Source organism: Collimonas antrihumi (genome assembly GCF_018304965.1).
GTDB lineage: Bacteria > Pseudomonadota > Gammaproteobacteria > Burkholderiales > Burkholderiaceae_D > Collimonas > Collimonas antrihumi.
This window is the reverse complement of record NZ_JAGQED010000005.1, coordinates 107,867-134,086: the sequence shown is the minus strand read 5'-3', so window position 1 is coordinate 134,086 and position 26,220 is coordinate 107,867. Positions and strand designations below refer to the sequence as shown.

Here is a 26,220-nt window from a genome sequence, read left to right as displayed (position 1 = left end):
CACATGCCGCTTTATTTCAGATCCTTCATTTCCGATTTTATTTACCATGACGATTCGCGGCCCTTCCTTTCAGTTAGTCGACCAGATCGATGCCGAGCAGCTGCAACGCGAGGGTGGCTTCGGCGACCGTACCCGGCCCTTGCTGGTCAAGGGCGCGCTGCGTAACTGGCCGGCGCAGCAAAGCTGGTCGTTCGAGCAGATGGCGGCGCTGCGTTACAAGGATGGTTCCGAACCGCAGGTGAAGTTCCAGAATGGCCTTGTGGAGCAGGGGCAGACCCGGCACCGGCCGGTGATGCCGGTCGGTCCCTATCTGCAAGAGCTGGCGACGCTGGGCAGGCAAGCCCTGCCGGACGACGTCGGCTTGCTGCCGGACCGGCGCCGTCATCAACTGGCGGCGGGGGAGCGGTTTTTTCTCGACTGGTCGCACATGCAATCGTTTCAACCTGATCGCATGTATCTGGCGCAATGGAATATCCTCGATGAATTTCCTGCGCTGCGCCATGATTTCTCGATCAAGGATCTGTGGCCGGGTTTGCGCTGGACCTGGGAGTATGTCTTCATGGGGCCGGCCAACACGGTGACCGGCTTGCATTACGATTTTCCGAATAACTGGTTTTGCCAGGTGCGCGGCAGCAAGGAATTTATCCTGTTTCCACCCGAACAAACGCCGCACATGTGCATTTCCGAAAAATACGACTGGGGCGCGATCCTGAGTGATATCGATATCTCTCAGCTGGATCAGCAGCCCGACCAGCTCAAGGAGTTTGAAAAGACACAAGGCTTATATGCGCGGGTCGAGGCGGGTGATGCATTGTTCATTCCCAAGCGCACCTGGCACGCGGTGGTGGCGCTGGAGCCGTCGATCAGCCTGGGCGTGTTTGGCCTGACCGCTCCCGAAGTATTGTTTGGCGGTGTGCCGAACGAGATTAAAAACATTTTCCATAAAATGCATTTGTACCGCTGGGGTAATTGCACCTGCCACAAATTCTAACCTGCCTGGTCACTCCGACACGATGCTGATACGCCCCATGAATCCGCAACGTTCCCATCTGTTTCTGTGGCGCGGCCGGGCCCTGGTTATCGGCCCCGGCATCGATTCCAGAGTCCATGCGCATTTCGCGACCCAGCTAACCTGGGGGCTGGACGCACCGTTCCAGGCACGCCTGGCGCCGGACCAGCCATGGACCAGCACCCGTGCGGCGATTTTTTCCTCCAACCAGCCGCATCAGATTCATTGCGAGGCCACGCTGCTGGCGCATCTGTTTATCGAATTGCCGCAGCGCGCGCAAACCACGCCGAGCGCTTTGGTTGCAGCTTTTGGCGACGACCCGGAATGCACGCAAGTACAGATCGGCCTTGAGCAAGCCAGGCATGGCGGACTGGATTTGCAGCGTGCCGAGCAATTAAGCCAGGACTGGATAGCGTGCGCAACGCACCATGAACCGGCACGGCCAGGTTTCGACCAGCGGATCAGCCAGGCCTTGGCGGCTATCGCCGCGCATCCGGAACCTGGACTAAGCGGCGCGGCGCTGGCGGCCGGCGTGCGCTTATCCGTCAGCCGTTTCACCCACCTGTTCCGGCAGCAGACCGGCTAGTCATTGTCGCGTTATCTACTTTGGTCGCGCTTGCTGGCAGGGGTCGAGGCAGTAGCGCGCGGCGACAATATGACGGATGCTGCGCACACCGCCGGCTTTGCCGATCTGGCGCACATGAGCCGGACTTTCCGCAATACCTTCGGCGTGGTGCCGTCAGAACTGCAAAAGATGGCGATTGCGTTCAAGCGCGCGGAAAAATGAAGGTCTAAGATGGTCGCATACAAAAAAATATGGAGACCTTCATGAACCAGCAATCGCAACCGGCTGCAGGCCGTTCTATAGATACCCTGCTGGCCAAATACGCCGAAAGTCACCTGAATCCGGTGAATGAAGTGATCCATTTCATTTGCGTGCCGGTAATCGTTTTCACGCTGTTGGGTTTGCTGTGGGCGATTCATCCCTGGGTGGCGTTGGCGGCTGCCCTGGCCGCCATGCTTTACTATTTTTCCCTGTCGACGCCGCTGGCAATCGGCATGCTGCTGATGTCGGGCGCGATGCTGGCGTTGCTCTACGTCTTGCCGCCGGGCGTGGTGCTGCCGCTTTCGGTCAGCGTGTTTGTGATCGCCTGGATAGGTCAGTTTATCGGACACAAGATCGAGGGTAAGAAACCGTCATTCTTTGACGATTTGCGTTTCCTGCTGATCGGCCCCTTGTTTGTCCTCGGCTTCCTGTACCGCCGCCTGCATATAGCCTACTGATGGACGGTGGCATACATCACGAGGCGATGAAAATCGCTGTCTTCGGCGCCGGTTCGATCGGTGTTTATGCCGGTGCGTCGCTGCTGGTTGCCGGCGCCGATGTGGTGCTGATCGGGCGGGCTCGCATGCATCGGCAGATTGCCGGCCAGGGCGTGCTGCTGAGCGATCTGGAAGGCCGCCGGCAACACCTTGAGGGCAAGCATGTGCCGTATCAGGAAAGCGCCGCCGCGCTGGCCGAGGCCGATCTGATCCTGGTTACCGTCAAGAGTGCTGACAGTGCTGCAGCGGCGAGCGCCATTACGGAATATGCCAAACCGTCGGCGTTGGTCGTCAGTTTGCAAAATGGTGTCGGTAACGTCGATACCTTGCGCAGCCTGATGCCCGATCGGCAGGTGCTGGCGGCCATGGTGCCGTTCAATGTTGTGCAGATGGACGGCAATCGTTTTCATCGTGCCAGCGGCGGCGAGTTGATGATTGAGACATGCGCCGCACTGGAACCCTGGCTGGAGCTGTTTCACCGAGCCCATCTACCGCTGCAGCAGTGCGAGAATTTCACGGCAATCCAGTGGGGCAAGCTGTTGTTGAATTTGAATAATGCCGTGAATGCGCTGTCCGGCCTGACGCTCAAAAGCCAGTTGTCGCAGCGCGCGTACCGGCGTTGCCTGGCCTTGCTGATTGCGGAGGCGCTGGATGTGCTACGCGCCGCCGGAATCCAGCCTGCCAGGATCGCCAGAGTCGGGCCGAAACTACTGCCGGGCATATTGCGTTTGCCAGACGCGCTTTTCAAACGAGTCGCAGCAACCATGCTAAAAATCGATCCCGAAGCACGCTCTTCCATGTGGCAAGACTTGCATGCAGAGCGATTGACGGAAGTGGATTATTTGAACGGTGCGATTGTCCGCCTGGCCGAATCGCTGGCACGCGATGCACCCGCCAACCGGCGCATGACGGCGCTGATCCACGCCGCCGAGCAGGGCAACCTGCAACCCTGGTCCGGCGCCGCGCTGTATCGGGCACTAAGCGACTGACTAAGAATCTATTCGAAACCCATTTAGCCATACCGATTTTTTTACGGCAAATGCGAAGAGCAGCCCGCTTAGTGGACCACGGAGCAGAAGTGGTAAAACGAAACGAAACGAAACAAACAAGCGACTCGCTAACTCGCATGCATTAGCAAAAATTGCGGTCGATAAGTACATGGCAGAGATATATAAATAAGAAATATCTGTTATCAGTTAAATAAAGCAGACATGCATGCTGCATCGCCATATAGTTACACCTGTCTCCTCCAACACCTCCTAAGGTTTGGATTCAGCCCGCAACCGCAAGGTGAGCGGGCTTTTTTTTTTGCCCGTACAAATTGCGTATCGGCCAATTGAGCTCATCCCAAGGGAAATTTGACCCTCCTGCGAGCATCACCTGAAAATCGATACAAATCAAAGACTTGGCTTTTTCACTGTGAAGTTATCAACAGGCTTGCGCACATTTTCTGTGGGTAACTTGGCAGTGCAGCGTAAAAAATTGTTCTCTGGGCAAAAAAAAGCCCCGCAGGCGGCGGGGCTGGTGAGGCGGTCTTGCTGCGGTCCGTTTTCAGAAGCGCAGGTAAGAGTCGCTCATTCCTTGATAAGGGGCGATCCAGGCGGCCAGTACCTTGTACAGCAGGCTGGGCTGCGACTTGGTCAGGTTCTTCTCATGGGAATGCATGTCGGCGCGCGCCTGTGCTTGCAGCGAACGTGTTGACAGCGGTAGTGGAGGAGAGATGCTGGACATGATATTCCCTTTCAGTTGATCGTTTATGTTGCATTGCAGTATATGTAATCTGGAATGACTAATCCAATTTCGCTTTCACATACATATCATTCGATTTGTGAATATCAACCAGATTCACTTATGCGATTGCACTCTTATGCCGGCACCACATAAGCATATAGCTCACATATTGGCAGCTGACAATTTTCGTGCTGTAATGCATCAAGCCGCATCATTGTTAAGTAATGTCGTAATTGATGCGGTAACTAAAGCGGTAACCCTAATGTGGAAACGGAGAAAACCATGAAAAAACTGACAGGTCTGGCATTGCTCGCTTGCTGCTTTATTTTCAACCCTGCCTTTGCCGCAAATTCGCAGCAAAGCAAAATGGCATCGTGCAACAAGGATGCAACCGGTAAAACCGGCGATGACCGCAAAGCTTTCATGAAAGATTGCCTGAGCGCAAAACCGGCTGCTGCTCCCGCTGCTCCAATGACACAGCAAGAGAAAATGAAATCGTGTAATGCCAACGCCACCGATAAAAAGGGCGATGACCGTAAGGCATTCATGAAGCAATGCTTGTCAAAGCCTAAATCATAAGAAAGTCTCGCGGCAGGTTGTTGCCGTAGCCAAAAGCCCCGTCTCAGTCGGGGCTTTTTTCATTTTGTTACCAAATTGCATACTCGCTACGGGAATTAATGTTTACTATGCAAAGTCGAAACAAAGCTCGCACTCTATAAGGAAATTCACATGAAAAAATTAGCGCTCACCCTTACTCTTGGACTGGCTTGCGTCGTGGCTCAGGCTGCCGCCGACTGGCAACCGGTTGGATCCAGCGATACCGCCGAGCTCAAGCTGGACCAGGCATCGATCAAGGAAAACAAGGGTATCCGGGAAGCCTGGTCGATGTGGAATTTCAAGGAACCGCGCAAGAACGACGGCGACGCTAAAGTATTGCCGACCTTCCAGTCGTATCAGGATTTCACTTTATACGATTGCAAAGCCAAGACTGTGAGACTGACGAAAGAGATTCTGTTTGCCGGGCTTGACGGCGCCGGCGCCAAGGTAGATCACAGCGACGCCTTGAAAAACTCGACTTACACCAAGCCGGCGGCGGATTCGATTGCCGAGGTCATGATGAATTTCGTTTGCGCCTTCCCTATCGCTGCCAAGTAATCGCAGCATCAAATCAGCAGCATAGCGGACTTTGGTCCGCTATGCTGCGCTAGTCTTTGCTATACTCTCGCCCAGACTGTCGGAGCTGATCTCCGCACATCTGATTGATATGGAATGTCGTGAGAGCCTTGTAGCGGTATCGCAAGCGCTGCATTCCTGTTCCAGTCCTCGCCATAGTTCAATGGATAGAACGAGTGCCTCCTAAGCGCTAGATACAGGTCCGATTCCTGTTGGCGGGACCAAGTCCCTTATTTCAAAAAAATACTAAATCGTCGTAAGTCAGGTATTCCCCGCATTTCAACGTGCTGCCCCGCAGCTGCCATGTTGACCATGGCGTCCACGCCAAATAGACCGATTCACGAAATGAAACGAAATCGTTTTGCGTTGGTCCAATATGCCCAGCCCACAATATAGTAGAAAACGGCTATGTCAAAAAAAAATGAATCAATTTTGCATTTCGCGCTGGCATTCACATTTCTTTGCTGGCATCCCCTCACTCAGGCAGCAGACGCCACGACTTTGCCGCCATTAGCGCCGGCGCCTGATAACAGCTATATCTCGGCCGCGCTCGGTAACGGCATACTTTACGGCACCAGCCTGGACACCCAGAAACCAATGCGTTGGCGTGCCGCGGAAATCAGGTTCGGGCCGGCTATCGATCTGTTCGGACTTGCCGCCGGCGGACATCTGCCGGCCGGCGGCAGCACCCGGCTTGATTATGTGTATTACAACGAAGGCCATCCCGACAACAATCATCGCGATGGTTACGCTGCGCAGATGGTCTACCGCCAAAAACTGCATCCCGGTTTTGACCTCGAACTGGGTGCCGGTCCGTATTTCAGCATGAACAGAACCACCGTCAACGGCACGGAAATAGACGATAGGCGTTTGGGCGGTTTGTTTTCCGTGGCGCTACTGACGCGCCTGGATCAGTTATCGCCAGGTCTTAGCATTCGCCTGGCATACAACCACGTGCTCACGCCTGGCGCGCCTTCGTCGGATGCGTTCCTGGTCGGCATCGGCAAGGAACTCGGCGCGACGCATGTGAGCGCGCCTGATGCTGGCGGCGATCGCGGGTTATGGCTGGCGGCGCTGGGCGGCTTTGCCCAGACCAATCAATCGGGACCAGGCAAGCGGCTTAGCTACGCATTGGAAGCAAAAAAATACTACGGACCATGGGCCGCTTCGGTTTCCGCGATTGAAGAGGGGGATGACGGCGTACGTGTGAATCGACACGGGATAGCCGCGGAAGGCTGGTATGTGCAGCCGATTGCCGAACACTGGAGTATCAGCGCCGGTGCCGGACCGTATCTGGCGGTTAATCAACGTGATTCAGGCAACTGGAAAGTAAATGGTTTGTTCAGTTTGCAGGTTGGCCGTGATCTGGGCCAGGGCGTGAGAGGTTTCGCCGACTTCGGCCGGGTGGTCACTTTCAGGAACAAGAATGATGCCGATCTGATGACAATCGGCATCATGAAGCGCTTTGACCTGTAGCGTGGCGCTTTAAAAGACCAGGCGCCACGGTCCCCGGCGCGCTCAGCGCAAGGTCTCGACCAGTTTGTTGTCGTCCATGCTGCACGCAGCCAGCACCATCATTTCCTCTTGGCAATGTGTCCTCGTAAATATTTTGTAAATCCACATTGCGGGGGCAAAAGGACCAGTGGGTAGGGCGGACGCAGCCCGGTGACGGCGGCAGCTTTGACAAATGTACGACCAGATCCCCGAGGTTAGGTACAATGTGCGGTTCATTCATCCAATTGATTGCGTGATGCCGCTTAGGTAGCTATCTAGCGTGGCGCTCCGCAGATCTTTCTTTTTCTGGTTTCATCCAAATTATGGCTGTCATTTCTATCTCCAATGCGCAACTCGCCTTTGGTCACGTTGCATTGCTGGATCGCGCGGAATTTTCCCTGGAATCGGGGGAGCGGGTCGGCCTCATCGGCCGTAACGGCACCGGCAAATCGTCGCTGCTGAAAACCATCGCCGGCGTATCCAGGCTGGACGATGGCTTGATGGTGATGCAGCAAGGTATCAAGATCGCCTATGTCGATCAGGAACCGCATTTCGAATCCGCGATGTCGGTGTTCGACGCGGTCGCATCCGGCATGGGCGAAATGCAGGCATTGCTGAACGAATACGATGCGCTGACCGGCCAGTTTGGCGGCGATAACGACGACGCCCTCCTGGAGCGCATGCACGAGATACAGAGCAAGCTCGATGCCGCCGATGCCTGGAGCCTGAGCAACAAGGTCGAGACCACGCTGGATCGTTTGAATCTGGATAAGAATCTGCTGATGGGGCAACTCTCGGGCGGTATGCAAAAGCGTGTCGCGCTGGCGTGCGCCTTGGTGAGCGCGCCTGATGTCTTGCTGCTCGATGAGCCGACCAATCATCTGGATTTCAGCTCGATCATGTGGCTTGAGGGTTTGCTGCGCGACTATAAGGGTAGCGTGCTGTTCATTACCCATGACCGTAGTTTCCTGGATAACGTTGCGACCCGCATCATCGAACTGGATCGCGGCCGCATCCTGTCTTTCCCTGGTAATTTCACCGCGTATCAGGTGCGTAAGGCTGAGCAGCTGGAAAACGAAGAAGTCGAGAACGCCAAGTTCGACAAATTCCTGGCGCAAGAAGAAATCTGGATCCGCAAAGGCGTGCAAGCGCGCCGCACGCGCGACGAGGGCCGCGTCAGGCGTCTGGAAGCCTTGCGCCTGGCACGCAGCGCGCGCCGCGATCAACAAGGCCAGGTCAAGCTGGATGTATCGTCGGGCGAACGTTCCGGCAAGATCGTCGCCGAACTGACCGATGTCAATAAATCCTATGGCGAAAGAGCGATCGTACGTGACTTTACCGCCACCATTTTGCGTGGCGACAAGGTTGGTTTGATTGGCCAGAACGGCGCCGGCAAAACCACCTTGCTGAAGCTGATTCTTGGCGAAGATCAGCCGGATAGCGGCGCGATCAAGCAGGGCACCAAATTGCAGATCGCATATTTCGACCAGATGCGCGCGCAGCTGAACGAAGACGCCAGCCTGGCCGACACCATCGCGCCGGGTAGCGACTGGGTCGAGATCAACGGCCAGCGCAAGCACGTGATGACTTATCTGAACGATTTCCTGTTCGCGCCGGAACGTGCGCGCTCGCCGGTGAAATCGCTGTCCGGTGGTGAGCGCAATCGCTTGTTGCTGGCGCGCTTGTTTGCCAAGCCGGCTAACGTGCTGGTGCTGGACGAGCCGACCAACGATCTCGATATCGATACGCTGGAATTGCTGGAAGAGTTATTGGAAGACTACAACGGCACCGTGTTCCTGGTCAGCCATGACCGTACCTTCCTCGACAATGTAGTGACCCAGGTGATTGCCGCTGAAGGCGATGGCATGTGGCGCGAATATGTAGGTGGCTATACCGATTGGGAACGCGTGCGTCCGACGCAATCGGCCGTGATTGCCAAAGCCAAGGCGGAAGCGAAAGCGGAGCCGGCGCAACCTGTAGCCAAGCAGAAAAAACTCAGCTACAAAGAGCAGCGTGAGCTGGAAGAATTGCCGTTGCTGATCGCCAAGCTGGAAGCAGAACAAAAAGCCATTTCGAGCCAACTGGCCGATCCTGATTTGTACAAGCAAAAGCCGGATGAAGTGAAACGTCTCAACGACAGGTTCGCTGAAATCGATGGCTTGTTGCTGGAGAGCCTGGAGAAGTGGGAAGTGATCGAGGCGCGCACCAAGGGTTAAAGCCATTCGCTGCCGGGCAGCGAATGGTTCGCCGCCAATGCTGCCGCCGCCAATGCTACGCAGCAAATCTAATTAACTAATTCAATCGCCGGCACGCCTCGCGCAATTCGATGGCTTGCTGGTACAAGGCGGCCGCATCAGATGCATGCGGCCGTTGCGCCAGATAATTTTCCAGGTCTTCCAACGCCGCTTGCGGGCAATCCAGCTGCGCGAACGCCAGTCCGCGATCGCGCCGTTCCACGGCGTCGCCGGGCAGCAGGATCAAGATCCGTTGCTGTACTTCCAGCAGCCGTTGCCAGTGATTGCTTTGCTGGTAGATGGCTTTCAGATTACGCAACATGCGAACCAGGATGTCGTGCGGGTGGGCGATCTGCAGGTAGCTGATCAGGGAGAGCCGGCTGGCCGCTCTTTCTTCCTCGTTTTCCGTAGGCAGATAAGGCTCCAGCCGTTCTTCCAGTTCTTCGCGCGACAGGCTGGCGCCATTGCTCGGATCGATCATGATGTCGCCGGAAGGTACCGTGAGTTTCATCAGGAAGTGGCCGGGGAAGGACACGCCTTTTACCGGCAAGCCAATCTGCTGCGCCAGTTCCATGTAAATCACTGCCAGCGAAATCGGAATGCCGCGTCGTTTGGCGATGACCCGGTGCAGATAGCTATTGTCAGTGTCGTAATAATGATTGACGTTGATCGCGAATCCCAGCTCCTGGTAGAAGAACTGATTCAGCTGACGCAATTTCTGGATCGCCGAAGCGTCCGGTGGCAGACGCTGGCGCAAGGTGTTGGCCAGCCGGTCGAGCTCATCCTGGGGCGCGTTGAAATCCAGTTTGGGATAGACATCCTGCGCGATCGCCAGTGCTGCTTCGAACAAAGGAACATCGTTGGCTTGTTGCACCAGAGCAGTAAAGTAATCTAAGGATGTGGTAGTGGTCATGGTCATGACTGTATCCTAGCAAACTATTTTCTCTAGTGCGATAGAAGAACTGCGGAGAACTGTGGGGAACCGTGATCTGTCGTTCGATTCGTTCTGCCTCGCTATGCTGTCGTGCAACAACATTAGGGTATGTTCCCTAGGTGGATTATTATTTTTATTCAGGAGAACGACACTATGTCTAATCGCACACTCAATCTCGACGACACGCTCTACCAATATGTATTGGATCACTCGATCCGCGAACATCCGGCGCAAGAGGCTTTGCGCGCCGCTACCCGCAGTCATCCGTATGCAGGCATGCAGATTTCGCCCGAGCAGGGGCAATTCATGGGACTCCTGATCAAGCTGATGGGGGCGCGGCGGACCATTGAAATCGGCGTCTTCACCGGGTACAGCGCGCTGGCAGTGGCGTTGGCCTTGCCCGAGGATGGCAAGCTGATGGCTTGCGATATCAGCAATGAATATACACAGATCGGCCAGCCGTTTTGGGAGCAGGCACAAGTCAGGCACAAGATCGATTTGCAGCTGCGGCCAGCGCTGGAGACGCTCGATGCGCGCCTGGCCGCAGGGGAGGCGGGGCAATATGATTTTGCCTTCATCGATGCCGACAAGACCAGCTATGACGGCTATTACGAACGTTGCCTGCAGTTGCTGCGGAGCGGCGGGCTGGTCGCCATCGACAACACTTTATGGAGCGGCAAGGTAGCGACCCGCGATACCAGCGCCGACACGGTTGCTTTGCAAGCGCTGAACATCAAGCTGCATCACGATGCGCGCATCGACCTGTCGCTGTTGCCGATCGGCGACGGGCTGACGCTGGCACGTAAGCGCTGACTTAGCGTGCAATATTAAGGCGCAAAATCAACGCGCAATACGTTTGAAATCACGGAAACGGAATCCCATCGCCAGCAGTGCGCCAAAATAAGTAATGCCGCAAGCCGCCAGCACAGCACACAAGGCGGCGATGCGTGCCAGGGAGCTGGTGTGCGGTCCGGTCCAGTCGAATTGCTGGCTGCACCACAGAGCCACGGCAGCCATCAGGAACAGGGCGCCGAGCAAGCGTATGAAATAGCGGATCCAGCCCGTCTCAGGCTTGTATATACCGCGCCGCATCAGGCTCCACAGCAAGAAGCCGGCGTTCAGGCAGGCGCCGACGCTGATCGACAACGCCAGTCCGGCTACTGCAAAAATCGGCACAAAGAAGTAGTTCATCAACTGCGTGGCGATCAATACGCCGACTGCAATCTTGACCGGGGTTCGGATGTCTTGCTTGGCATAAAAGCCCGGCGCCAGGATTTTCACCACGATCAGGCCGATCAAGCCGACGCCATAGGCGATCAGAACCTGGCTGGTAACCGCAACCGAGGCAGCATCGAATTTACCGTGCTGGAACAACGTCGCCGTCAGCGGCACTGACAGGGTAGCCAGACCGACCGCAGACGGCAGGGCCAGCAAAAAGGTGAGGCGCAGGCCCCAGTCCAGCAACGATGAGTATTCGCCGTGGTCTTTATCCGCATTGGCTTTGGACAAGCTAGGCAACAAGATGGTGCCGAGGGCAACGCCCAGCAACGCCGTCGGGAATTCCATCAAGCGGTCGCCGTAGGTCAGTAACGAAACACTGCCGTGCCCCAGGCGCGAAGCGATATTGGTATTGATCAACAGGCTCAGTTGAGCGGCAGATACGGCGAATACCGCCGGCCCCATTTTTTTAAGTACCCGTTGCACACCGAGATCGCGCAAGCCGACCATGGGATTGAGCGCAATCCGCGGCAGCATGCCGACCTTGACCAAGGCCGGTACCTGTAGCGCAACCTGCAATACACCGCCGACCAGCACCGCAAATGCCATCGCATAGATGGGATGTTCCAGGTAGGGGGCGACAAATAGCGAAGCGACAATAAAAGCCAGGTTGAGCAGCACCGACGTGAAAGCCGGAATCTTGAATTCATGCCAGGTATTCAGGATACCGCCAGCCAAGGCGACAAAAGACATGAAGCCGATGTAGGGGAACATGATCCTGGTCATGAACACCGAGGCATCGAACACTTCTTTGTTATCTTTCAGGCCGGTGGCGATGAAATACACCAGCACCGGTGTGGCCAGTATGCCGATGATGCAGGTGAACAACATGGCCCAGGTCAGCACGGTGGCGACGTGATCGACCAGTTCCTTGGTCGCGGCTTCGCCTTTCTGGTTCTTGTATTCACCCAGGATCGGCACGAAGGCTTGCGAAAAAGCGCCTTCGGCAAACAGCCGGCGCAACAGGTTGGGAATGCGGAAAGCGATGGCGAAGGCGTCTGTGTAACCGTCGGCGCCGAATGCGCGCGCGTACAGGATTTCACGAATCAGGCCCGTCACACGCGACACCATGGTCATGCCAGAGACGGTGGCAAGCGTTTTATGCAAGTTCATGGAGCGGCATTATAGCTGCAGCAGATCGCCTGCCACAGGATCGCCTGCCGTAACTTTCTCAGGATTTGGAAAAAGAGGGGGGATTTTTGCCATGTTCGCAAGGATTTACTTGCTGCCGGCGCATACTATTGACTGTGATAAAGTCTGGGCCGGATTGTTCCCGAGCAAGCAGGATATAGCAAGAAAGTGGGTTGCCACTCTTGCAACGGTGTTTTCTTGCGACAGAATTGCTTCCAAAGCAAGGGGAGTTTGCCTGTTTTGGAAAAACTGGTTATAATCCGTGGCTTTACAGAATTCTGCGTCGCGGTCTGGTTTGTTTATGCCGCGTAAGCATTCCCGACCTCGTTTTAGGAAATATAAATGGCAAATACCGCACAAGCACGTAAGCGTGCTCGTCAAGCAGTTCAGCAAAACCTGCACAACTCCAGTCAGCGTTCGACCCTGCGTACAGCAATCAAAGCTGCTCGCAAGGCAATCGAAGCTGGTGGCGACAAAGCTGCAGCAGCGCTGGTTCTGCAAAAATCCGTATCGGTTATCGACCGTATCGCGGACAAGAAAATCATTCACAAGAACAAGGCTGCACGCCATAAGAGCCGTCTGAACGCCGCTCTGAAAGCGCTGGCTGCTTAATATTATTTGATTGAGTATTTGATTGGCGGCCCCGGCTGCCAGCTTTGCTGGATTGTTGTTGGATTAAGAAAAACCCTGCATAACGCATGTTATGCAGGGTTTTTCTGTTTGGTTTTTAATTAATTAACGCTAGCTTCGTCATCCTCGCGAACGCGGGGATCCATTTTACGTACCATGGATTCTTCACCTTGGATTCCCGCGTTCGCGGGAATGACGGCGGCGGCGATTTTAAAATTACCTATGTGTTCTTATTAACTGTTGCAGGTGCTTATAGTTGCGGCAAACCTTGGATCACGGTACCGGCTTTGATATTTTTGTCCTTGAACCAGTTCTTGTTCATCTCCAGCGCATAAGAAGCGGCTCCCTGGGCGCAATGCGAGTCCAGCGTTTGCGCTTTCATTTCCTCGACGTTCAGGATGGCGCCCTTTGCATCGATGAATGCGACCGATAGCGGGATCAGTGTGTTTTTCATCCACATGCAGATACCTGCCGGATTATCGAACACAAATACCATCCCTTCGTTGCTGCCCATTTTCTTGCGGAACATGAGGCCCTGTTCGCGTTGCGCATTTGTGTGGGCAACCTCGGCCTTGATCACGTGGATGCCGATGTTCAGGGAGGTGGTCGGGAGTTGCTGGCTTTCTTGCGCTGCTGCCGGCAATGCGGTAACAGCGCAGGTTGCGATGGCTGCAAAGACTGCGGTTAGGTACGTGGCGCGAATTTTTCTCATGTTGTTCATGTTGTCGAGGCTCCTTAGGATGCGGAGATTATACAGAGAGGTAATTCGGCGGAGGGGCGTCGGAGGTGGATATTAATTGTTTCAGGACGTAAAAAAAGGCAGGACGCGCCTGCCTTTCGGTTGAAACTGCTGCTGGAATTACTTGGCAGCAGGAGCGGCTTCAGCTGCTGGAGCTTCAGCCTTTGCAGCTTTAGCTTTAGCTGCTTTTTTAGCCTTCTTGACTTTGTGTGTTGCCTTCTTGGCGACAGGAGCCGAAGCCTCAACTGCAGCGGCAGCTGGTGCGGCAGCAGGAGCTGCTGCAGGTGCAGCGTCAGCAGCGAAAACGGAAGTAGCGAACAAGCCAGCAATCAGAACGGCGATCAGTTTTTTCATTTTTCAAATCCAGTCAGTTAGCGAGTTAATCAATCTATGATTCACTTGAATCACTGCAATTAACGACGCTCGTAAACCGATGGTTGACATTTTTTTTTAAAAAAATCGGAAACCTGTATCAATTTGTATCAGCGGCTGTTTGCCACTGCTTGCCACTGCTCCGTCCTCCCTCGCTACTTCTTCGCTACTCGTGCAAATTAGTCAGATCCGCGGGGTTTATTTCCATCGACTCGCCCGGCCACAAGGGATGGCTTTGCAGCGATACCTGGCCAATCGACACCCTCACCAGCCGCAAGGTAGGTAATCCCACAGCCGCTGTCATGCGCCGTACTTGGCGGTTCTTACCCTCGGTCAGGGTGAGCGCCAGCCAGCTGGTGGGTTTGTCGTGGCGCTGGCGTATCGGCGGCTCGCGCGGCCATAGCCAATCCGGCGCCTCGATCTCACGCGCCTGGCACGGCTTGCTACGGAAATCGCCGAGATCGACGCCGTTGCGCAAGTGCGCCAGCATGGTCTGGGTAGGAACACCTTCGACCTGCACCATATAAGTCTTTGGCTGCTTCAGTGCCGGATGGCTGATGTTGTGCTGCAGCTTGCCGTCATCGGTGAGTAACAATAATCCTTCACTATCGGCATCCAGGCGTCCGGCTGGGTAGATATCCGGGATCTTGATGTAGTCGGCGAGCGTAGGGCGGCCGGGGTGCGCCGAAAACTGGCACATCACTTGAAATGGTTTGTTGAATAAAATCAGAGACATGCGCATAGTATAAAGCTTGATCGCTATGCGAAGCACAGAGCCGATGTCGCAAAAGCATAGCGTCTAGTAAAATACTAGTGCATAATACGAAATGCTTGTCTTATGTCTTATATAAGACCAACCGTGTTTCAAATCCAACCGCACTGGTAGTTTTTACCTCCTCAACTCCGGAGATACACTGATGTCCCAACATATCAAAGTGCCTGCTGAAGGCAAAAAAATCACCGTCAACGCCGATTTTTCGATCAACGTTCCTGACAATCCAATCATTCCTTACATCGAAGGCGATGGCACTGGTGTAGATATCAGCCCGGTCATGATAAAGGTGGTCGACGCTGCCGTGTCCAAGGCGTATGCAGGCAAGCGCAAGATCAGCTGGATGGAAGTATTTGCCGGCGAAAAATCGACTCAGGTATATGGTCCTGACGTCTGGCTGCCGGAAGAAACCCTGGCCGCGATCAAGGATTATGTTGTATCGATCAAAGGCCCATTGACGACGCCGGTTGGCGGCGGTATCCGTTCGCTCAACGTGGCTCTGCGCCAAGAGCTGGACTTGTATGTCTGCCTGCGCCCGGTGCGTTACTTCAAGGGCGTGCCGTCGCCTGTACGTGAGCCAGAGAAGACCGACATGGTGATTTTCCGCGAAAACTCGGAAGACATCTATGCAGGTATCGAATGGCAAGAGGGCAGCGACGGTGCCAAGAAGCTGATCGAATTCCTGGTCAAGGAAATGGGCGTCAAGAAGATCCGTTTCCCGAACACCTCCGGCATCGGCATCAAGCCGGTTTCGCGTGAAGGCACCGAGCGTCTGGTACGCAAGGCGATCCAATACGCGATCGACAACGACAAGCCATCCGTCACCATTGTCCATAAGGGCAACATCATGAAGTTCACCGAAGGTGGCTTCCGTGACTGGGCATATGCACTGGCGCAAAAAGAATTCGGCGCTGAGTTGATCGATGGCGGTCCATGGGCGAAATTCAAGAACCCGAAAACCGGCCGTGAAATCATCGTCAAGGATTCGATCGCTGATGCATTCTTGCAACAAATTCTGTTGCGTCCAAATGAATACAGCGTCATCGCTACCCTGAACCTGAACGGCGACTACATCTCCGACGCTCTGGCGGCACAAGTCGGCGGTATCGGCATCGCTCCTGGCGCCAATCTGTCGGATTCAGTGGCCATGTTTGAAGCTACCCACGGTACTGCGCCAAAGTATGCCGGCAAAGACTACGTCAACCCAGGTTCGTTGATCCTGTCGGCGGAAATGATGTTGCGCCACATGGGCTGGATCGAAGCCGCTGACCTGATCATTGAATCGATGCAAAAATCGATTACTTCGAAAAAGGTCACTTACGACTTCGCACGCCTGATGGAAGGTGCAACGCAGGTTTCTTGCTCCGGTTTCGGTGAAGTATTGATCGAAAACATGTAAGTTTTCCGTTTTTATGAAAAAAGCCAGAACTTGTTCTGGCTTTTTTTTCGTGCGTTGCCGACATGCGCTATGGCGGGGCAATAAAAAAACCTCACCGCGGTGAGGTTTTTTACAAAGACCACTTAATCAACTGAATTAAGGAGCCTGGATGTTAGAAGCTTGCTTGCCTTTAGGGCCTTGCGTGACTTCGAACTGGACTTTTTGACCTTCTTTGAGAGTCTTGAAGCCGTTCATCTGGATTGCGGAAAAGTGTGCAAACAAATCTTCACCGCCGTCATCCGGAGTGATAAAGCCGAAGCCCTTAGAATCGTTGAACCACTTGACTGTACCTGTTGCCATAAAATAGCGTCTTTCAAATAATAACAATCACACGAGCCGTAAAAGCAAGAAGCCTCGCGTAACGCTGCCCCTTCTAGAACTTGCTCACTTCTATTAACAAGCTGAAACATGCTTATCAATGAATGTCATTGTTCGCGTTAAAAATAAAAAAGTCAAGTAATTTCCTTTATGCAATTAAATTTGTGCATACGCATTGTTTTCTCCTCTTGATTTAATCTCTTCTATCGTCATCTGCATAGCAATCGGAAAACGCGTAATATCAACATTAGTATCGATATAAACACTATTTATTCAGAGTTGCGCGTTGCGCATTTGGCGGAAGGTTTTAGAATAGGCGCATGGTAACCAAGCACGAAGACGGGACAGTAGCGACGCGGCAAGAGCAAAAGCTCAAGCCGCCTCCCATGTATCAGGTATTTCTGCTTAATGATGACTACACGCCAATGGAGTTCGTGGTCGCTATTCTGCAGGAATATTTCAACAAGGATCGCGAAGCCGCAACGCAGATAATGTTGAAAGTGCATCGCGATGGCAAAGGCATGTGTGGTGTATATCCTAAAGATATTGCATCCACCAAGGTTGAACTGGTATTAACGCACGCACGCAAAGCAGGGCACCCCCTGCAATGCATGATGGAGGAAGCATGATTGCGCAGGAACTGGAAGTAAGTTTGCACATGGCGTTTGTCGAGGCACGACAAGCAAGGCACGAGTTCATCACGGTTGAACACCTGCTGCTGGCATTGCTCGACAACCCGTCCGCGGCAGAAGTGCTGCGTGCGTGTGCGGTCAATATTGACGATATGCGCAAGACGCTGGCTATCTTCATTGGCGACAACACACCGACGGTGCCGGGTTCGAATGAAGTGGATACCCAACCTACCCTGGGTTTCCAACGCGTTATCCAACGCGCCATCATGCATGTGCAATCGGCTTCCAACGGCAAGAAGGAAGTGACCGGCGCAAACGTGCTGGTCGCCATCTTCGGCGAGAAGGATTCGCATGCTGTGTATTACCTGCATCAGCAAGGTGTGACGCGTCTCGACGTGGTCAACTTCATTTCGCATGGTGTGCGCAAGGATCAGCAATCCGATGCGCAGAAATCTTCGGAAGGCGCGGAAGAAGTGCAGGCCGAAGGCCAGGCTAAAGAGAGCCCGCTCGACCAGTTTACGCAAAACCTGAACAAGCTGGCGACCGAAGGAAAAATCGATCCGCTGATCGGCCGCGAGTACGAGGTCGAACGCGTGATCCAGACCTTGTGCCGTCGCCGCAAGAATAATCCTTTGCTGGTCGGCGAAGCCGGCGTCGGCAAGACTGCGATTGCAGAGGGACTGGCATGGCGCATCACCCAGGGTGAAGTCCCTGAAATTTTGCAAAATGCGATTGTCTACTCGCTCGACATGGGTTCGCTGCTGGCCGGCACCAAATACCGCGGTGACTTCGAGCAGCGTCTGAAAGCGGTGCTCAAGCAATTGAAAGATAGTCCGCACGGCATCTTGTTTATCGACGAGATCCATACGATCATCGGCGCCGGTTCGGCTTCCGGCGGCACGCTCGATGCGTCCAATCTGTTGAAACCGGCGTTGTCCAGCGGCCAGCTGAAATGCATCGGCGCGACCACTTATACAGAATTCCGCGGCGTCTTTGAAAAAGACCATGCGTTGTCGCGTCGCTTCCAGAAGATCGACGTCAACGAACCGACGGTAGAGCAAACCGTGCAGATCCTGCGCGGCTTGAAATCGCGCTTTGAAGAACATCACGGCGTCAAGTACTCGGCTTCCGCACTGACCAGCGCAGCTGAACTGGCGGCGCGTTTCATCAACGATCGTCATCTGCCTGACAAGGCGATCGACGTCATCGATGAAGCCGGTGCAGCGCAACGCATCCTGCCGAAGTCGAAGCAGAAAAAGACAATAGGCAAGGGCGAGATCGAAGACATCATCGCCAAGATTGCGCGGATTCCACCGCAGTCGGTCAACCAGGACGATCGCAGCAAGCTGCAAACCATAGACCGCGATTTGCGCAATGTGGTGTTCGGCCAGGATCCGGCGATCGATGCCCTGGCATCGGCGATCAAGATGGCGCGCGCCGGTTTGGGCAAGACCGACCGGCCGATCGGTTCTTTCCTGTTCTCCGGTCCGACCGGCGTTGGCAAGACCGAGGTGGCCAAGCAGCTGGCATTCATCATGGGCATCGAGCTGATCCGGTTCGACATGTCCGAGTACATGGAGCGCCATGCGGTGAGCCGCCTGATTGGCGCGCCTCCGGGTTATGTCGGGTTCGACCAGGGCGGCTTGCTGACCGAGGCCGTGACCAAGAAGCCGCATGCGGTATTGCTGCTGGATGAAATTGAAAAAGCCCACCCGGACATTTTCAATATCCTGTTGCAGGTGATGGATCACGGCGCATTGACCGACAATAATGGACGCAAGGCGGATTTCCGCAATGTGATCATTATCATGACCACCAATGCCGGTGCAGAAAGCTTGCAAAAACGTTCGATCGGTTTCACCGAGAAGAAAGAGGCCGGTGACGAGATGGCGGATATCAAGCGTATGTTTACGCCGGAATTCCGCAATCGCATCGATTCCATCATCAGCTTCCGTGCACTGGATGAAGAAGTCATCTTGCGTGTGGTCGACAAGTTCCTGATGCAGCTGGAAGAGCAGTTGCATGAGAAAAAAGTGGAAGCGGTCTTCACCGAGAATTTGCGGAAATTCCTGGCCAAGAAGGGTTTCGATCCGTTGATGGGCGCGCGTCCGATGTCACGCCTGATCCAGGACATGATACGCAAGGCGCTGGCAGACGAACTGTTGTTCGGCAAATTGGTGACCGGCGGCCGGGTAACCGTCGATCTGGACGACAAGGATCAGATCAGCCTGGACTTTGCAGAGAAGGATTCGTCCTCGCCTGCAGCGCCTGAGGAAACGGTGGAAGTGGAATAATTTTGGTTTAATCCGCTCGTTAAAAAAGCCTGAATTCACGTGAGTGATTCAGGCTTTTTTCGTAGGATGGGCAAAATTGCCCACCCTACATTCCTACGGCAGTACGGCAGCGTTGGTCGCTTGCTTGGCCTGGATATCCGAAACGGCTTTCTGGATGGCCGACAGCCGATAGTCGGTGCCAGGATGGATCGCGGTATAGCCATTGAGCGCGCTGGCCGGATAGCTGGTCGCCAGCCGTTGCCAGAAAGCTGCCGCATCGTCGACCTTGTAGCCGGCGCGCGCAACCATGTACAACGCCAGTTTGTCGGCTGCCGCATCCATTTGTTGCGGATAAGGCTTGACGCCGGCCATGCCGTTCAATGCCGCTGTATCCGGCCGCAAGCGGATCAGATTGTCGATGACACCGGTCAGGGTGGCAGTGCTGCGTTGGCGCGCCGGATGGGTAAGTGTGTTGTGCGCCATTTCCTTGGCGATCACCAGGGCCAGCTCATCGTCGTTCTTGGTGAATTTCATCATGCCGCTGCTGATCAGCACGCGTCGGCCGTCGGCATAACTGATCACATTCTCGGTATTGCCGAGTTCGATGCCAAAGGCGCAGGCACGGGTCAGCGGGATGTTCATGGTCTGGTTGCTGCCTTTGCGCGCGACCGTCAGCTTGATGCTGTTACGGCCGTTCACCAGCGGGCCCAGCAGCAGGGCGGTCTGGCGTTCAGCATCGGCGCCGGTCGGTACCGGCTTGTCCTGGATAGTCACCAGCCGGTCGCCGCGTTGCAGGCCGACCTTGGCGGCACCGCTGCCGGCCAGCACGCCGGTCACTTGCAGTTGATCGCTCAGGCCCAAGGCAGCTGCCGCATCAACGAATTCTGGTGTATAGGAATACTTTGTCTTGGCGGTGAAACCGAGCAGGTTGCGCGCATTGTTTCTGCACAATACCGCGTTATTCACCAGCAATGGAGCGGCGACGTCGTACAAGCGGTCTTGCAAGCCGATCAACGATTTCAGCTCCGTTTGCTGTGGCGACAACGTCGGCGCTACGGGTTTGGGAGAGACTGTCGGCACGGTCCTTGGTGCGGTACCGGCGCCAGTGCCAGGCTCCTGCGTGGCGCAGGCAGCCAGGAACAGCACTGGTAATGTCAGCGCCGCATAACGCTTGGCGCCTTGCCATCCGGCGCCGCGCGTCAAATTCGTCAATCTCATTAATTTCTCCATCAATTTTTTCCGGTGCTGCCGAAGCCGCCTGCGCCGCGTTCGCTGCTCTCGAAATCTGGTACGACATTAAAACGGACACGTGCAACAGGCACAATAATCAATTGCGCCAGCCGTTCCATCGGGTTGAGGGTGAATTCGGTCGTTCCGCGGTTCCAGGTAGAAACCATTAACTGACCCTGGTAATCAGAGTCGATCAGGCCGACCAGGTTCCCCAACACGATGCCATGTTTATGGCCGAGGCCGCTGCGCGGCAGGATCATGGCGGCATAGGCAGGGTCGCCGATGTGAATCGCCAGGCCGGTCGGAATCAGATGGGTTTCGCCGGGTTTGATCGTCAGCGCGGCGTCCAGGCAAGCGCGCAGGTCCAGGCCCGCACTGCCTTCGGTGGCGTAAGCCGGCAATTGATCTTGCATGCGTGGGTCGAGAATTTTGACGTCGATGATATTCATGGAATTTTGTAACAATCTATTAAATGAAAAATGAAAAATGAAAAATGAAGAAATAATGGCAGGTACAACAAACATGGCAGGATTAATCCTGCCGGGTGCTCATCAAACTACCTCTGATTTTTGATGCAAACCGCTGGCGGTGAAACGGGCAGCGATATGGAAATTCGAGACTCTAGATAAGACGACTGGCAATTGCGGCAATCAACTGACGCGCCAGTTGTTGCTTGCCGGCGCGCGGCAAACTGGTGTGGCCGTCGGCATCAAACAATACTAATTGGTTATCATCCTTGCCAAACGTGTCATGGCCGATATTGCCGACCAATAGCGGTACATTTTTCTTGATGCGTTTGACCTCGCCATATTGGAGCAAGTTCTCTGACTCGGCAGCAAAACCGACACAGTAAGGCGGTTTCGGCAATGCTGCAACTGTTGCCAGAATGTCCGGGTTTTGTTCGAACACTAATTCGGGGGCGCTGCCGTCGGCGTTCTTTTTCAGTTTTTGCGCACTGGCGTTGGCTACGCGCCAGTCAGCCACTGCTGCCACTGCGACGAAGACGTCAGTGCCGCTATCGGCGCCGGCCAACTGCGCCATCACGATATCGTGCATTTGCTGCGCGGTCTGGACGCTGATGCGGCGCACGCCGTAGGGTGTGGTCAGCGCGGTCGGGCCTGACACCAGGGTGACTTCCGCCCCGGCTTCATAAGCTGCGCGAGCTACGGCATAACCCATTTTTCCGGATGAAAGATTTGTGATGCCGCGTACCGGGTCGATCGGTTCGAAAGTCGGGCCGGCGGTCAGCAGCAGGCGTTTACCTTTGAGCAGCTTGGGTTGGAACGAGGCGATCACTTCTTCCAGTAATTGATCTGCTTCCAGCATGCGGCCCATGCCGACTTCGCCGCAAGCCTGTTCGCCCGCATCGGGGCCGAGCAGCTGGATGCCGTCTTCCAGCAGTTGCGTCAGGTTGCGTTGGGTTGCCGGGTTTTGCCACATCTCGACATTCATCGCCGGCGCGACCAGCAAGGGTACTGTGGCTGGACGGGCGACGCATAACGTCGACAGCAAGTCGTCGCAGGCGCCGTGCGCCAGCTTGAAGATGAAATCGGCAGAGCAGGGCGCAATCACGATGGCGTCGGCGTCGCGCGTCAGGTCGATATGCGGCATGTTGTTGCCGATGCGCGCATCCCATTGATCGGTAAATACCGGCTTGCCGGACAAGCCTTGCATGGTGACTGGCGTGATGAAGTGCATCGCCGCCGAGGTCATGACGACCTGCACCGAAGCACCGGCCTTGCTCATGGCGCGCGTGAATTCCGCTGCCTTGTAGCAGGCAATGCCGCCGGTCAGTCCCAGCACGATTTTTTTACCAGCGAGATCCATATTTACTCCTGGAGGGTAAAGCGCTTATCGGTTACTTAATTGGATACTAAGTGGTAACTAAGTGGTAACTAAGTGATTACTAAGTAGTTACGCAATTAATTAACTATTTATTTACGCGACGCAATTCATCAATAACAAACAATACCGCACCGACGCAGATCGCGCTATCGGCGACGTTGAAAGCTGGCCAGTGCCAGTTGCGCACATAGAAGTCGAGAAAGTCGATCACATGGCCGTAGGCGATGCGGTCGATCACATTGCCGATGGCGCCGCCCAGGATCAATGCCAGCGCGGTGCAAAACATGCGTTGTCCGGCATGGCGTTTCAGCAGGAAAGTGATGAACAGCGCGGCCGCGATGCCGAGCGCGGTGAAAAAGTAGCGCTGCCAGCCGGATTCGGTGGAAAGGAAGCTGAATGCAGCGCCCTTGTTATATACCAGCACCAGGTTGAAGAATGAGGTCACCGCTTGCGATTCGCCATAGCTGAACAGCCGCACAATCGTGATCTTGGTCAGTTGATCTATCAATAACACCAGTGCCGCGATGGCAAGCCATGGCGCCAGGCCGTATTTGGAGGAAGATGAAGAAATCGACGTGCGTTTTTTTGTGGCCATATCAGGTTGTATAGATTCTCAGGGGTTTGTAGGGTGGGCACGTTGCCCACGCGTGAACTCACTCTACGTACATGTCTGTTTCGGTGCAGCACGGGCCTGCATTCCGGTTATCGCGGTCACGCGTGGGCATAAGTGCCCACCCTACGCAAAATGCCGATCTTCACCGTTGCCGAACAAATTGGCAACACAGCGTCCGCACAAACCAGGATGCTCAGGATGGCTGCCGACATCGGCCCGGTAATGCCAGCAGCGTTCGCATTTCTGCTGCGCCGACGGTGTGACCAGAATCGCTTCTTCGGCTTCTGTCGCCACTTCCGACACGGTTGCGCTGGACGTGATCAAGACAAATTTCAGATCGTCGCCGAGGCTGTGGAGCAGCGCATATTTCGCTGGAGCAGCCTTGATGTCGACTTCGGCCTGCAGTGAAGAGCCGATGCCGCCTGCGACCCGGACTTCTTCCAGTTGCTTGGTGACGTCGGCGCGTACCGCACGGACGGCGCTGAATTTTTCGATCAGGGCCGCGGCGTCGCTGATTTCCGGCAGCGTGTAGTAGGTTTGGGTGAAAATGGTTTCATCGCTGGCGGCAAAAGCCTCCGGGCTGGCGAAGAAGGACCAGGCTTCCTCCGCCGTGAACGACAGCGTCGGCGCCATCACGCGCAATAACGCCTGGGTGATGTGCCAGATCGCGGTTTGAGCGGAACGGCGGGCCGGCGAGCTGACGCCGCTGGTGTACAGGCGATCTTTCAGGATGTCGAGATAGAAACCGCCGAGGTCTTCCGAGCAGTACATCTGCAATTTCGAGATCACCGGATGGAATTCGTAAGTCTCGTAATGTTGCAGGATATCGGTTTGCAGCTGCGCCATGCTGGCGATCGCGTAACGATCGATTTCCAGCAAGTCGGCGATCGGCACCGCATCCTTCAACGGATCGAAGTCGGAAGTATTCGCCAGCAGGAAGCGCAGGGTGTTGCGGATGCGGCGATACGATTCGGTGACGCGTTTCAGGATCTCGTCCGAGATCGTGATTTCACCCGAGTAATCGCTGGCGGCCACCCACAAGCGCAGGATTTCCGCGCCCAGCGAGTCCGCCACTTTTTGCGGCTCGACGCCGTTTTTCAGCGACTTCGACATCTTGCGGCCCTCGCCGTCGACCACGAAACCGTGCGTCAGCAACGCGTTATACGGCGCGCGGCCATTCAACATGGCCGAGGTCAGCAACGAGGAATGGAACCAGCCGCGATGTTGGTCGGAACCTTCCAGATACAGGTCGGCAGGGAACTGCAGCTGGCTGGCGTGCGAGCCGCGCAATACGGTCTGGTGGGTGGAGCCGGAGTCGAACCAGACATCCAGGGTGTCCTTGTTCTTGATGTAATTGACGGCATCGTCGCCCAGCAATTCCTTCGGATCCAGCGCCTGCCAGGCTTCGATCCCGCTTTGCTCAACGCGCTGCGCGATCTGTTCCAGCAGTTCCGGCGTACGTGGATGCAACTGGCCGGTTTCCTTGTGGACGAAGAACGCCATCGGCACGCCCCATTGGCGTTGGCGCGACAGTGTCCAGTCGGGACGGTTGGCGATCATGCCATGCAGGCGCGCCTTGCCCCAGCCAGGGAAGAACGCGGTATCTTCGATTGCTTGCAGGGCGGTTGCGCGCAGGCTCGGGTGGCCGTCCTTCGGCAGGTTGTCCATGCTGGCGAACCATTGCGAAGTGGCGCGGTAGATGATCGGCGTTTTATGGCGCCAGCAATGCATGTAGCTGTGATCGAACATCACCAGCTTGAACAGTGCGCCGACTTCTTCCAGCTTGCCGCAGATCGGCTTCGATGCTTCCCAGATAGTCATGCCGGCAAAGAACGGCAGCCAGGACGCGAACTTGCCGTCGCCCATAACCGGGCTGATGATGTCGTCGTCCTTCATGCCATGCGCTTTGCATGAGATAAAGTCTTCGATGCCGTAGGCTGGCGCCGAGTGGACAATGCCGGTGCCGCTGTCGGTGGTGACGTAGTCGCCCAGGTAGATCGGCGACAGGCGGTTGTAGCCGGCATCGGCGGCGGCCAGCGGGTGCTTGAAATTGATCAGCGACAGCGCCTCGCCTTTACAGGTAGCGATGGCTTTGCCTTCGAGGCCGAAACGTTGCAGGCAATCTTCGACCAGGTCTTGCGCCAGGATCAGCAGCAAGGGCGCACCGTTGCGCGCGGTCTGGACCAGCGCGTAGTCGATTTCAGGGTGGACGTTGAGCGCCTGGTTGGAAGGGATGGTCCACGGCGTGGTGGTCCAGATCACTACATAACCTTGATCGGTTGGCAGCGCGGGCAAGCCGAATGCGGCGGCGATCTTTTCCGGTTCGGCAAACGGGAAGCCGACATCGATCGACGGATCGCGCTTGTCCTGGTATTCGACTTCGGCCTCGGCCAAAGCGGAGCCGCAATCGAAGCACCAGTTGACGGGTTTCAGGCCGCGATAGACATAACCCTTTTCCAGGATGGCGCCTAGCGCGCGCAGTTCGTCGGCCTCGTTACCGAAGGCCATGGTCAAGTATGGATTGTCCCATTCGCCCAATACACCGAGGCGGATGAAGTCTTTTCTTTGCAGGTCGATCTGTTCGTTAGCGTAGGCACGCGCCTTGGCTTGCACTTCCGCTACCGGCAGGTTCTTGCCGTATTTTTTCTCGATCTGGATTTCGATCGGCATGCCGTGGCAATCCCAGCCCGGCACGTAAGGCGCATCGAAGCCGGCCATGTTGCGGGCCTTGACGATCATGTCCTTGAGGATCTTGTTGACGGCATGGCCCAGGTGGATTTCACCGTTTGCATACGGCGGACCGTCATGCAGGATGAATTTCGGGCGGCCCTTGGAGGCTTTGCGAATCCGTTCGTAGACTTTCTTTTCCTGCCACTGCTTGACCCATTGCGGCTCGCGCTTGGCCAGGTCGCCGCGCATCGGGAATGGCGTCTCGGTCATGTTGACCGGGTATTTGCTTTGCGGCTTAGTTTGCGGTTTACCCTGTGGCTTCGCTGCTTTATTGTTTTCTGGTTTGCTGGTCTGATCGGACATAATTTTCTTCAATGGAAT

26 protein-coding genes and 1 tRNA gene are annotated in these 26,220 nt (G+C 55.3%); 15 read left to right on the top strand and 12 right to left on the bottom strand.

Features of this window, described 5'->3' with window-relative positions; genetic code table 11:
• Positions 1 to 46 precede the first annotated feature (46 nt).
• From KHU29_RS06940 to KHU29_RS06920, 5 genes are read left to right on the top strand one after another with little or no spacing between them, the layout of a single operon-like run.
• Complete coding sequence (locus tag KHU29_RS06940) at positions 47 to 991, top strand: cupin-like domain-containing protein (protein WP_246541636.1); 945 nt, start codon at positions 47 to 49, stop codon at positions 989 to 991.
• 37 nt (positions 992 to 1,028) lie between these two features.
• Positions 1,029 to 1,595 carry a hypothetical protein gene (locus KHU29_RS06935; protein ID WP_211452113.1) on the top strand — a complete coding sequence of 189 codons (567 nt, stop codon included), beginning with the start codon at positions 1,029 to 1,031 and terminating at the stop codon, positions 1,593 to 1,595.
• 3 nt (positions 1,596 to 1,598) lie between these two features.
• Positions 1,599 to 1,796 (top strand): helix-turn-helix domain-containing protein, encoded by a 198-nt coding sequence (locus KHU29_RS06930; protein ID WP_211452112.1) that lies wholly within the window; start codon positions 1,599 to 1,601, stop codon positions 1,794 to 1,796.
• 41 nt (positions 1,797 to 1,837) lie between these two features.
• Complete coding sequence (locus tag KHU29_RS06925; RefSeq protein ID WP_211452111.1) at positions 1,838 to 2,293, top strand: Mpo1 family 2-hydroxy fatty acid dioxygenase; 456 nt, start codon at positions 1,838 to 1,840, stop codon at positions 2,291 to 2,293.
• Positions 2,294 to 2,319: 26 nt separating this feature from the next.
• The gene (locus KHU29_RS06920) at positions 2,320 to 3,321 is read left to right on the top strand and encodes a 2-dehydropantoate 2-reductase (protein WP_211452110.1); all 1,002 of its coding nucleotides are present in this window, start codon (positions 2,320 to 2,322) and stop codon (positions 3,319 to 3,321) included.
• A 562-nt stretch (positions 3,322 to 3,883) separates the two neighbouring features.
• Here KHU29_RS06920 and KHU29_RS06915 read toward each other — a convergent pair.
• Positions 3,884 to 4,063 carry a hypothetical protein gene (locus tag KHU29_RS06915; protein ID WP_211452109.1) on the bottom strand — a complete coding sequence of 60 codons (180 nt, stop codon included), beginning with the start codon at positions 4,061 to 4,063 and terminating at the stop codon, positions 3,884 to 3,886.
• Positions 4,064 to 4,345: 282 nt separating this feature from the next.
• Between KHU29_RS06915 and KHU29_RS06910 the strand changes: the two genes are divergently transcribed.
• The 5 genes from KHU29_RS06910 (at position 4,346) to KHU29_RS06890 (ending at position 8,946) form a co-directional block, all read left to right on the top strand.
• A complete protein-coding gene (locus tag KHU29_RS06910) occupies positions 4,346 to 4,642 on the top strand; it encodes a PsiF family protein (RefSeq protein WP_211452108.1) in 297 nt (98 codons plus the stop codon).
• Positions 4,643 to 4,792: 150 nt separating this feature from the next.
• Entirely contained in the window at positions 4,793 to 5,218 is a 426-nt protein-coding gene (locus KHU29_RS06905; protein ID WP_211452107.1) for a surface-adhesin E family protein, read from the top strand.
• A gap of 167 nt (positions 5,219 to 5,385) precedes the next feature.
• Positions 5,386 to 5,460: transfer RNA gene (locus KHU29_RS06900), tRNA-Arg, on the top strand.
• Positions 5,461 to 5,644: 184 nt separating this feature from the next.
• A complete protein-coding gene (locus KHU29_RS06895; protein ID WP_211452106.1) occupies positions 5,645 to 6,712 on the top strand; it encodes a hypothetical protein in 1,068 nt (355 codons plus the stop codon).
• A 341-nt stretch (positions 6,713 to 7,053) separates the two neighbouring features.
• A complete protein-coding gene (locus tag KHU29_RS06890) occupies positions 7,054 to 8,946 on the top strand; it encodes an ATP-binding cassette domain-containing protein (RefSeq protein WP_211452105.1) in 1,893 nt (630 codons plus the stop codon).
• Between the two features lie 76 nt (positions 8,947 to 9,022).
• On the opposite strand, the gene KHU29_RS06885 is transcribed toward KHU29_RS06890, so the two are convergent.
• A complete protein-coding gene (locus KHU29_RS06885; RefSeq protein WP_211452104.1) occupies positions 9,023 to 9,883 on the bottom strand; it encodes a SirB1 family protein in 861 nt (286 codons plus the stop codon).
• Between the two features lie 168 nt (positions 9,884 to 10,051).
• Here KHU29_RS06885 and KHU29_RS06880 point away from each other — a divergent pair, with 168 nt between their 5' ends.
• Positions 10,052 to 10,711, top strand: a complete 660-nt coding sequence (locus KHU29_RS06880; RefSeq protein ID WP_211452103.1) for a class I SAM-dependent methyltransferase — start codon at positions 10,052 to 10,054, stop codon at positions 10,709 to 10,711.
• Positions 10,712 to 10,738: 27 nt separating this feature from the next.
• On the opposite strand, the gene murJ is transcribed toward KHU29_RS06880, so the two are convergent.
• Positions 10,739 to 12,289 (bottom strand): murein biosynthesis integral membrane protein MurJ, encoded by a 1,551-nt coding sequence (gene murJ / locus KHU29_RS06875; protein ID WP_211452102.1) that lies wholly within the window; start codon positions 12,287 to 12,289, stop codon positions 10,739 to 10,741.
• 360 nt (positions 12,290 to 12,649) lie between these two features.
• Here murJ and rpsT point away from each other — a divergent pair, with 360 nt between their 5' ends.
• Positions 12,650 to 12,919 (top strand): 30S ribosomal protein S20, encoded by a 270-nt coding sequence (gene rpsT / locus KHU29_RS06870; protein ID WP_211444088.1) that lies wholly within the window; start codon positions 12,650 to 12,652, stop codon positions 12,917 to 12,919.
• Between the two features lie 268 nt (positions 12,920 to 13,187).
• Here rpsT and KHU29_RS06865 read toward each other — a convergent pair whose 3' ends face one another.
• The 3 genes from KHU29_RS06865 to KHU29_RS06855 form a co-directional block, all read right to left on the bottom strand.
• Positions 13,188 to 13,649 (bottom strand): DUF192 domain-containing protein, encoded by a 462-nt coding sequence (locus tag KHU29_RS06865; protein ID WP_211452202.1) that lies wholly within the window; start codon positions 13,647 to 13,649, stop codon positions 13,188 to 13,190.
• Between the two features lie 147 nt (positions 13,650 to 13,796).
• A complete protein-coding gene (locus KHU29_RS06860; protein WP_211452101.1) occupies positions 13,797 to 14,030 on the bottom strand; it encodes a hypothetical protein in 234 nt (77 codons plus the stop codon).
• 184 nt (positions 14,031 to 14,214) lie between these two features.
• On the bottom strand, positions 14,215 to 14,784 hold the full coding sequence (locus KHU29_RS06855) for a pseudouridine synthase (RefSeq protein WP_211452100.1): 570 nt from the start codon (positions 14,782 to 14,784) through the stop codon (positions 14,215 to 14,217).
• A 181-nt stretch (positions 14,785 to 14,965) separates the two neighbouring features.
• Here KHU29_RS06855 and icd point away from each other — a divergent pair, with 181 nt between their 5' ends.
• On the top strand, positions 14,966 to 16,219 hold the full coding sequence (gene icd / locus KHU29_RS06850) for an NADP-dependent isocitrate dehydrogenase (protein WP_211452099.1): 1,254 nt from the start codon (positions 14,966 to 14,968) through the stop codon (positions 16,217 to 16,219).
• Positions 16,220 to 16,354: 135 nt separating this feature from the next.
• Here icd and cspE read toward each other — a convergent pair whose 3' ends face one another.
• Positions 16,355 to 16,558 (bottom strand): transcription antiterminator/RNA stability regulator CspE, encoded by a 204-nt coding sequence (cspE, locus tag KHU29_RS06845; RefSeq protein WP_009665919.1) that lies wholly within the window; start codon positions 16,556 to 16,558, stop codon positions 16,355 to 16,357.
• A 338-nt stretch (positions 16,559 to 16,896) separates the two neighbouring features.
• Here cspE and clpS point away from each other — a divergent pair, with 338 nt between their 5' ends.
• Both clpS and clpA read left to right on the top strand, forming a co-directional pair.
• The gene (clpS, locus tag KHU29_RS06840) at positions 16,897 to 17,205 is read left to right on the top strand and encodes an ATP-dependent Clp protease adapter ClpS (protein ID WP_014007243.1); all 309 of its coding nucleotides are present in this window, start codon (positions 16,897 to 16,899) and stop codon (positions 17,203 to 17,205) included.
• Positions 17,202 to 19,502 (top strand): ATP-dependent Clp protease ATP-binding subunit ClpA, encoded by a 2,301-nt coding sequence (clpA, locus tag KHU29_RS06835; RefSeq protein WP_211452098.1) that lies wholly within the window; start codon positions 17,202 to 17,204, stop codon positions 19,500 to 19,502. Before clpS ends, clpA begins: the two co-directional genes overlap by 4 nt.
• A 93-nt stretch (positions 19,503 to 19,595) precedes the next feature.
• On the opposite strand, the gene KHU29_RS06830 is transcribed toward clpA, so the two are convergent.
• From KHU29_RS06830 to ileS, 5 genes are all read right to left on the bottom strand, one after another.
• Positions 19,596 to 20,699 (bottom strand): M48 family metallopeptidase, encoded by a 1,104-nt coding sequence (locus tag KHU29_RS06830; protein WP_211452097.1) that lies wholly within the window; start codon positions 20,697 to 20,699, stop codon positions 19,596 to 19,598.
• Positions 20,700 to 20,710: 11 nt separating this feature from the next.
• Complete coding sequence (gene dut / locus KHU29_RS06825; RefSeq protein ID WP_211452096.1) at positions 20,711 to 21,160, bottom strand: dUTP diphosphatase; 450 nt, start codon at positions 21,158 to 21,160, stop codon at positions 20,711 to 20,713.
• A 172-nt stretch (positions 21,161 to 21,332) separates the two neighbouring features.
• Positions 21,333 to 22,538 carry a bifunctional phosphopantothenoylcysteine decarboxylase/phosphopantothenate--cysteine ligase CoaBC gene (coaBC, locus tag KHU29_RS06820; protein WP_211452095.1) on the bottom strand — a complete coding sequence of 402 codons (1,206 nt, stop codon included), beginning with the start codon at positions 22,536 to 22,538 and terminating at the stop codon, positions 21,333 to 21,335.
• Positions 22,539 to 22,641: 103 nt separating this feature from the next.
• The gene (lspA, locus tag KHU29_RS06815; protein WP_211452094.1) at positions 22,642 to 23,151 is read right to left on the bottom strand and encodes a signal peptidase II; all 510 of its coding nucleotides are present in this window, start codon (positions 23,149 to 23,151) and stop codon (positions 22,642 to 22,644) included.
• A gap of 141 nt (positions 23,152 to 23,292) precedes the next feature.
• On the bottom strand, positions 23,293 to 26,202 hold the full coding sequence (gene ileS / locus KHU29_RS06810; protein ID WP_211452093.1) for an isoleucine--tRNA ligase: 2,910 nt from the start codon (positions 26,200 to 26,202) through the stop codon (positions 23,293 to 23,295).
• Positions 26,203 to 26,220 lie beyond the last annotated feature (18 nt).